Consider the following 7,614-nt stretch of genomic DNA (forward strand, 5'->3'; position numbering starts at 1 on the left):
GGCATGTTCCCCCGGAAAAGTGGTTGGCAATTACTTGCGATAAAAGTTGTCAATATGCTGCGGCAGGATAATGCCAGCGGCATTCTTGTCCAGTGCTCCGCCGCTGCCTCTGCTGACGTAGAGGGCATCGATACCACTGGATTCCAACAGTTGGTGAGCTTCTAGCAGGGTGGCGCGCCAGTTCAATTTGGCCAGTTGTTCGCGTTCGCCGGGCAGTTTGAGCAAGTCGATCTTGTCCCCGCCGCCCTCCTGCCGGTTCTCGTGCCCCTCTTCCCGTGCCTTTTTCACCCGCTGGAGAAAGGTGGCCAGGTCGGCAGCACGCAGCAATTGCGGAACGGGTTCTTCAGGCAGATCAATGAGTATCCACTGAGGGTGCTGGCCGATGATCTGTTCGGCTTGCTCCTCGCTGATTAAGCGCTCTGCGACAACAAATCTCCGCTCCATCACACTGGCCACACCCACACGGCTCAACATCTGCTGGCGCCAGCTGGGGGTGCCGCTTTTGTCCAGGGCGCGCAGTGTCTCCTGGAAGATGCCTTCAGTGGAGAAAAAATGTCGGCTGACCAGGCAGGCCACCACAATCATCATCATGCCCGGGAAGAGCACGTTGGGGTTGTAGGTTAACTCGAGAATTGCCAGCAACGCGGCCAGCGGTGCGTTCAGTAGCGCTGCCATCATCGCCGCCATGCCCACCATGGCGTAGAAGCCTGGGCTGGCTGTGTATTCTCCTAGCCACAGGTTGGTCAGACCGCCGGCGATGCCGCCGAGGCAGGCGCCGAGAAACAGGCTGGGACCAATAACACCCCCGGGAATGCCGAGGCCAGTGCCGAGAGCCGTGGCGGCGAGCTTTGCCGCCACGATCAGCAGTAAGGTGGTGAGCCCCAACTCTCCGAGCATGGCCATTTCCAGGGTGTCGTAGCCGGTACCGAGGACTTCCGGCACCCAGATCGCCAGAGTGCCGGTGGTAAGTCCAATCAGCAAAAAGCGCGCCATTGGGGAGCGGCGCTGATAGGGCGCCAGGCGCCGGTGGGCGAGGATAAACAGCGCCGCCAGGGAGCCGATCGCCAGGGCGCACAGGAAAAGTACCGGCAGTTCCGCCAGAGAACTGAGCTGTATCGCGGGCACGTTAAACACGGGCTGGCGGCCAAAGGTGATTTGCGCTGTCGCGCTGCCAGCCACTGCCGCCAGTATGACGGGCAGGAAACCCGCCACGGAGTATTCCAGCATGACCACTTCCATGGCGAAGACCACGCCGGCCAGCGGTGTGTTGAAGGAAGCCGCTATTGCGGCGGCAACCCCACAGGCCAGCAGACTGCGCGCTGAATTGTTGGGCAAGCGGAGTTTGTGCGCGATCCAACTGCCGCTGGCCGCGCCCAAATGTACGGCGGGCCCCTCTCGCCCCACCGAGTGCCCGCTGACTAAAGCTGCGGCACCAGCGAAGAACTGTAGTACGGCATTTTGTATTGGCATTTGGCCCTGGTGATTGTGCAGACGGTCCAGTACATGCACTACACCCACGTTGCGGCGGCTCGGCTTCAGCAGCTGATAGACAGCGCCGAGCACCAGAGTGCCGATTAATGGCAAGGCGAACCGCCAGTGCGCGGGGAGTGACTCATAGTGGTCGGGGACCGGGAGGAAGAATTGCGTCGGCCATTCACTTAGCAAGCGGAAGGCGACGGTGACCAGGCCGGCGCAGGTGCCCGTGAGCAGCGCCATTACCAGCAGAGGCGCAAGGGCGTCCTGCGCAGCGAGCATCAGGCGCAGCCTCTCCAGGCCTCTTTCCCGCTGCGGCCAACTTGTATGGGGCTTTGCAATGGATTCTTTGGACTTCCGTGGCACCGCAAATCCTTAAACTGTTGTGGTAGAGTGCTCCGCTGATTAGAAGTCTCCGCCGCGGTGGCGGGCGCGTACAGGGAGAATCGGACGAAGTGATTAAAGTAGCAATTGTGGGCGGTACCGGCTACACGGGAGTGGAATTGTTGCGTTTGCTAACGGTGCACCCTGAGGTTGAGCTAACCGCAATCACTTCCAGAGCACTGGCGGGCACGCCGGTAGCGGAATTGTTCCCGAACCTGCGCGGTCACTGCGATTTGCACTTCTGCGAGCCGGATGTGGAGCAGCTGGCTGCGGGCGATTTGGTATTTTTCGCCACACCCCACGGCGTCGCCCAGGCCCAGGTACCGGAGCTGGTGCGGCGCGGCGTGCGCGTGATTGATCTGTCGGCGGATTTCCGCCTTAAAAATATTCCGCTCTGGGAGCAATGGTACGGCCAGCGGCACGCGGCGCCGGAGTTGGCGGAGAAAGCTGTGTACGGCCTGCCGGAGGTAAACCGCGCGTCGATAGCCAACGCGCAATTGGTGGCCTGTCCCGGCTGCTATCCCACCTCGATACAGCTGGGCTGGATACCGCTGCTGGAGGCGGGGCTGGTAAAACCGGAAACACTGATTGCCAGTGCCGCCAGTGGTGCCAGCGGCGCTGGCCGCCAGGGCAAGACGGAGTTGTTGCTGGCGGAGAACAGCGATAATTTCCGCGCTTACGCCGCCGCAGGTCACCGCCATCTGCCGGAAATCGAGCAGGGGCTGCGCCGGGTGCAACCGGCGGGCGCAGACGCCCCCAAGGTAACTTTTGTTCCCCATTTGTTGCCGATGGTGCGCGGCATCCATGCGACCCTGTTCGCAAAACTGCAATCCGACTGCCCGGCAGAGGAACTCCAGCTGCTGTTCGAGGCCCGCTATAAAGAAGAGCCGTTTGTGGATGTCATGCCCGCCGGCAGCCATCCGCAAACCCGCAGTGTACGCGGTACCAATATGTGCCGGGTCAGCGTGATGCGGCCACAGGACCGGGATACCGTGGTGGTGATGTCGGTGATCGACAACCTGGCCAAGGGGGCCTCAGCGCAGGCAGTGCAAAATATGAATATTATGTTCGGCCTCAATGAAACTCAGGGACTGGAGAGCCCGGCGTTGCTGCCTTAGAATCAACGGAAATTTCTTCAACGACCACTTATAACCAGAAAAAAGCAGCGGATTTTATGGCGCGCAAAGTAAAAGGCAGCAAGCAGTACCGCATGAAGGTGGTTCCAGACCGCCCCATGTCCCGCGCTTTTTCCACGGTCGGGGTGGCCTTGCTGGTACTGGCCACTTCGACGTCTGCGTACTTTGCCGGTCAGCATCATCTGCGCAGTAGTCTCGATCAGAAGACTGTGGCCCACGAGCAGGCACTGCACCAGCTGGAGGCACTGAAAAGCGAAAATGAAGCATTGCGGCTGCGTGCTGTCACTGCGGAGCGCTCCCTGGCGATTGGAGAAAAAGCCAGTGAAAAGGTGCGGGCAGAGCTGGTGCAAAAAGAGAGCCGTATCGCGGAACTCAAGCAGGAAATCTCTTTTTATCGTGGCCTGATGGCCCCTGCCGATGGCAGTGAGGGAGTTTCGATTGGCCGCTTCAGTATTTCGCAGACCGCCGATGAAAGGCGTTACCAGTACAAGTTGCTGGTACAGCAGTCGGCGACGCGACACCAGTTAGTGACCGGTCGCGCGATATTCACTGTTGTAGGCCGCCAGGATGGACAGCCTAAACGCTATTCCCTGAGCGAACTCTCGCCGCAGGTGGATAGCGAATCGATACCTTTGCGCTTCAAGTATTTCCAGAACATCGAGGGTGAGCTGCGGTTGCCGCAGGGATTCCAGCCTGAAGAAGTCGAGCTGTCGCTCAAGTCGAGCGGGCGCAAGGGTTTCAACATAGAGCAGCGCTACGGCTGGTTGGTACAGAAGAACTAGCCGCCGCGCTGAAGTACGAGGTTTGACGGAATATTATGTTTGGTAAGAAAGAGAAGACAGTAACTATGGCCAGTTCCGGTAGCAACCATACGACGCTGATCGCGCGTCAGACCGAGGTATCCGGCGATCTGCATTTTCGCGGCAACCTGGTTATTGAAGGTACCGTCAAGGGCAATGTGAATGCGCACAGCGACAGCGATGCCCGGCTGCAGATTGTCGATGGTGGCGTGATCGAAGGTGAGATTCGCGTGCCTCACGTAGTTATCAACGGCAATGTAAAGGGCGATGTCTACGCTGCGCGCCACTTGGAGCTGGCATCCAAGGCCATGGTGGAGGGCAATGTCCACTACAAGTTGATCGAGATGGTCAAGGGCGCCCAGGTGAATGGCTCTCTGGTTTCCAATATCGATGTGGATACCGCCGGGGAGCCGCGTATGATTGAGTATGCGGAAGAAACTGTTATCGACGCAGACTGACCTGCTCCAACCACTGGTCAATTGGCTTGCCCCGGTACTTCTGCGAGGAAAGCAGAGGCCGGGGTTTGTTGTTTATAATACTTGACTGGTTTTCTGGGTTTTTGCAAGATGGCGGGCAGCGAAGCTGTACCTTGTATGATTTTTATACGGTACAAATGCTCCCCGGTCCAGAGAGAGGCATATGTCTGAAGCTGTATCTTTTTCTCCCGAACCACTTGTGGTGACTGACAAGGCTGTGGCCAAGGTCAAGAGCCTGTTGGAGGATGAGGGCAACCCGGAATTGAAACTGCGGGTTTTCGTGACCGGCGGCGGCTGTTCCGGCTTCCAGTACGGTTTTACCTTTGATGAACTGGTGGCTGAAGATGACGCCGTAATCGAGAAAGATGGCATCCAGGTGTTGGTGGACGCCATGAGCTATCCCTATCTGGTGGGGGCTAGTGTCGATTATGAAGAGGGGCTGTCCGGGTCCCGCTTTGTGGTGCAAAACCCCAACGCTTCCTCCACCTGTGGCTGTGGTTCCTCTTTTTCTATCTAGAATCTGTCTACTTTCCATTTGAGATCGCCGCGGCGGAAGCCGTTCTTGCACATACACAAGGCGCGGCGTCTAGCGGTGTGCGCCCTTTCAGATTGACGTGTGCCCTGTGTCCGAGCGCGAGGTTCAGGCTGGGTAAATAGCGCCCAGCACACTTTCCTTTTGAGCGCCTGTCACCGACGGGCAGTTCCCCGGCAGTCCCAGCAACGTCTGTCGGGCCAGCCAGGCAAATCCGACCGCTTCCACCCAATCCGCGTCTATGCCGTGATTGTCTGTGGGGGAGACAGACCAGTCCGGCAGCCGGCGGCGCAGCCGTGACAGCAGGTCCTTATTCTTTGCTCCGCCGCCACATACCAGCACGTCACCACTGTCCGCAAACTGGCGCACGGCATCGGCGATACTCGCTGCAGTAACTTCGGCAAGGGTTGCCTGTACATCGACCGGAGACACTTCCAGACCACTGCAGGCTTGTTCCAGCCAGCTCGCATTAAAGGCCTCGCGGCCGGTGCTCTTCGGCGGTTTGGCTGCGAAGTAAGGATCGGCCATCAGGCGTTTGAACAATTCACTGTGTACCTGCCCACTGGCAGCCCAGGCACCATCGCGGTCGTAAGGTGCACCCTGGTGCAGCCCGATCCAGTAGTCCAGCAGGACGTTGCCGGGCCCTGTATCGTAACCGTTGACACTGCCATCCGCGGCCAATTCGGTGATATTGCCCATGCCCCCAATATTGATGACCGCCCGGTTGTGGTCAGTGGCAAATACGGCGTGGTGGAAGGCCGGTATCAGTGGCGCACCGTGGCCGCCGAGAGCGATGTCCCGCCGGCGGAAATCCGCAACCGTGGTGATTCCCGTGAGCGCGGCAATGCTATTCGGGTCGCCCAGCTGCAAACTGAATGGAGAAGTCACTGTGCCGGGCGGGCGGTGGCGTACCGTTTGTCCATGGCTGCCAATGGCGGTTACGTCGCTGCTTTTGACTCCTGCATGTGAGAGCAGAGTGTTGGCCGCATCAGCGAAAACCTGACCGAGTTGGCGATCCAGCTGGCCGGCGCGGTCCAATTCCGCTGGGCCGGGAGTGCAAAGTGCGAGAATATCCTCGCGTAGCGGCGGGGCAATCGGGTGACTGAGGGTGGTCAGGATGTGAGGAGAGGATGATTTTCCTTCTTCATTGAATTCGACCAGCACCGCGTCGATGCTGTCGACGCTGGTGCCGGACATAAGGCCGATATACAGATTGGGCATCTGGCGCGGGTCCGATTGATATTAATTGACGCTGGTATTGTCATTGTTTTCATCCCGCTGTGCCAGGGCGGGTTGCCGGTAGTTTTCCAGCTGTGCCAGCAATGGCTGTGTTTGGGTTTTGAAGCGGGCCATTTCCGATTTGGGAATGGACTTGGCCTTGGGAAGTTTGCGCACAATGGTCGCGGGGTTGCGGTGTCGGCCGTCCACCAAAAACTCGTAGTGAAGGTGCGGCCCTGTGGCGTAACCGGTGGAGCCCACAGTGCCGATGACCTGCCGCTGTTTGACTCGCTGCCCGGTGCGCACCTTGCGTTTATCCAGGTGCAGATAGCGGGTCATGTAGCGCTCCCCGTGCTGGATAAATACGTAGTTGCCGTTGGCTTTGCTGTAACCGGCTTTAACGACGCGGCCGTCTCCGGCTGCATACACTGGTGTGCCTCGTGGCGCTGCGTAGTCAGTGCCGTTGTGCGGGCGCCGGGTTTTGAAAATGGGATGCAGGCGGCGCGGATTGAAGTGGGAGCTGATGCGGCCGATATCCACTGGCGTGCGGATAAATGCCTTGCGCATGCTCTTGCCATCCGGCGTGTAGTAATTGGCATCGCCGTTACTATCCACATAGCGCACCGCACTGTAGGTCTTGCCCTGATTGGTAAAAGTCACTGCCTGAATAGGGCCGTTGCCAATCTTTTCTCCCTCGAGGAACTCCTCCTCGAACATTACGCTGAAGCTGTCTCCCTTGCGGATGTCCAGGGCGAAATCGATATCGGAGCTGAAGACATCCGCCATCTCCATGATTAATTCGTGGCTGAGGCCGGCCTCGCTACCTGCGACAAACAGCGAACTGTCGATTTCTCCCTGGCGGTAGGCGGTGTAGCTATCTGCTTGGCGCTGGTGCAGTACATACTGGAATTCGTCCGCTGCGCGTTTGAATTCCACAAGGTTGAGGCGGTCGCGGTGCAGTTCCAGGCTCTGTAGAGCGCCGTCGCCGTCGATATGGAAGGTCAGCTTTTCACCCGGGATTAGGCGTGCCAGTTGCTTTGCTTCGCTGCCGCTGGCCAGCAGTCGATACATCTCCGCGGCGCTGACACCGGCGCGCTGAAAGAGGTCGGACAAGGTGTCGCCGGGTTTGACCTCGATCTTTAGTGCGCGCAACCGTTGTGTCTCGGCTCCAGCCGTAGCAGGGGAGGTGGTCGCGGCCCCCTCTTCAATGGGGGGCAGATTAACTGGCAGGGAGAGCCGTTTGGCTTCCACGTCCGGAGTGGAAATAAACATGGTCAGCGCCAGGGCGAAGCTGGCCGCGCCAGCGGCCAGTGCGTGAGTGCACGGGAAATGCCGGCGCACGGCGCTGAGCAGGCGCGAAGTCGGATTGCGTTGGTCTTGCATGGTCTTAACAGGTGGCGCTGATCGTCTTTGTTATCGGTGCCCGCAGCGTGCGCTGCCTAAAAAACGAGCACTGAGAAGGCTTTATAACAAAAATCTGAAAGTGGTTCACGGGGTAATTGACTTGGCAATCCATGGCTGAGTTCCTCTGCACTTCTTCCCTGGCAGTGTGAGATGGGTGCAGTAACTTGTATTTACCGTACAGTCGGGTAAGG

Annotated in this window: 7 protein-coding genes; 4 read left to right on the plus strand and 3 right to left on the minus strand. The window is 58.8% G+C overall.

From position 1 onward, the window contains the following. Positions 1–30: 30 nt before the first annotated feature. Positions 31–1,839, minus strand: coding sequence for a chloride channel protein (locus tag A3224_RS02240; protein ID WP_231902437.1), 1,809 nt, complete (start codon positions 1,837–1,839; stop codon positions 31–33). 89 nt (positions 1,840–1,928) lie between these two features. On the opposite strand from A3224_RS02240, the gene argC reads away from it, so the two are divergent. The 4 genes from argC (at position 1,929) to erpA (ending at position 4,786) form a co-directional block, all read left to right on the plus strand. Beyond that, entirely contained in the window at positions 1,929–2,975 is a 1,047-nt protein-coding gene (argC, locus tag A3224_RS02245) for an N-acetyl-gamma-glutamyl-phosphate reductase (protein ID WP_067150929.1), read from the plus strand. 56 nt (positions 2,976–3,031) lie between these two features. Then, entirely contained in the window at positions 3,032–3,775 is a 744-nt protein-coding gene (locus A3224_RS02250) for a DUF6776 family protein (protein WP_067150932.1), read from the plus strand. A gap of 35 nt (positions 3,776–3,810) precedes the next feature. Then, positions 3,811–4,251, plus strand: coding sequence for a bactofilin family protein (locus A3224_RS02255; RefSeq protein ID WP_074902500.1), 441 nt, complete (start codon positions 3,811–3,813; stop codon positions 4,249–4,251). A gap of 181 nt (positions 4,252–4,432) precedes the next feature. Beyond that, entirely contained in the window at positions 4,433–4,786 is a 354-nt protein-coding gene (gene erpA, locus A3224_RS02260) for an iron-sulfur cluster insertion protein ErpA (protein WP_067150935.1), read from the plus strand. A gap of 123 nt (positions 4,787–4,909) precedes the next feature. On the opposite strand, the gene A3224_RS02265 is transcribed toward erpA, so the two are convergent. Continuing rightward, the gene (locus tag A3224_RS02265; protein ID WP_175487777.1) at positions 4,910–6,022 is read right to left on the minus strand and encodes an anhydro-N-acetylmuramic acid kinase; all 1,113 of its coding nucleotides are present in this window, start codon (positions 6,020–6,022) and stop codon (positions 4,910–4,912) included. 21 nt (positions 6,023–6,043) lie between these two features. Continuing rightward, positions 6,044–7,402: a peptidoglycan DD-metalloendopeptidase family protein gene (locus A3224_RS02270; protein WP_067150938.1), complete on the minus strand. Its 1,359-nt coding sequence runs from the start codon at positions 7,400–7,402 to the stop codon at positions 6,044–6,046. Positions 7,403–7,614: the final 212 nt, after the last annotated feature.

The organism is Microbulbifer thermotolerans, assembly GCF_001617625.1.
Lineage (GTDB): Bacteria > Pseudomonadota > Gammaproteobacteria > Pseudomonadales > Cellvibrionaceae > Microbulbifer > Microbulbifer thermotolerans.

Excerpts from the sequence above, each read along its gene's own strand:
- A3224_RS02250 (WP_067150932.1), top strand. The coding sequence starts at position 3,032 with ATGGCGCGCAAAGTAAAAGGCAGCAAGCAGTACCGCATGAAGGTGGTT.
- A3224_RS02255 (WP_074902500.1), top strand. The coding sequence starts at position 3,811 with ATGTTTGGTAAGAAAGAGAAGACAGTAACTATGGCCAGTTCCGGTAGC.
- erpA (WP_067150935.1), top strand. The coding sequence starts at position 4,433 with ATGTCTGAAGCTGTATCTTTTTCTCCCGAACCACTTGTGGTGACTGAC.
- A3224_RS02265 (WP_175487777.1), bottom strand. The coding sequence starts at position 6,022 with ATGCCCAATCTGTATATCGGCCTTATGTCCGGCACCAGCGTCGACAGC.
- A3224_RS02270 (WP_067150938.1), bottom strand. The coding sequence starts at position 7,402 with ATGCAAGACCAACGCAATCCGACTTCGCGCCTGCTCAGCGCCGTGCGC.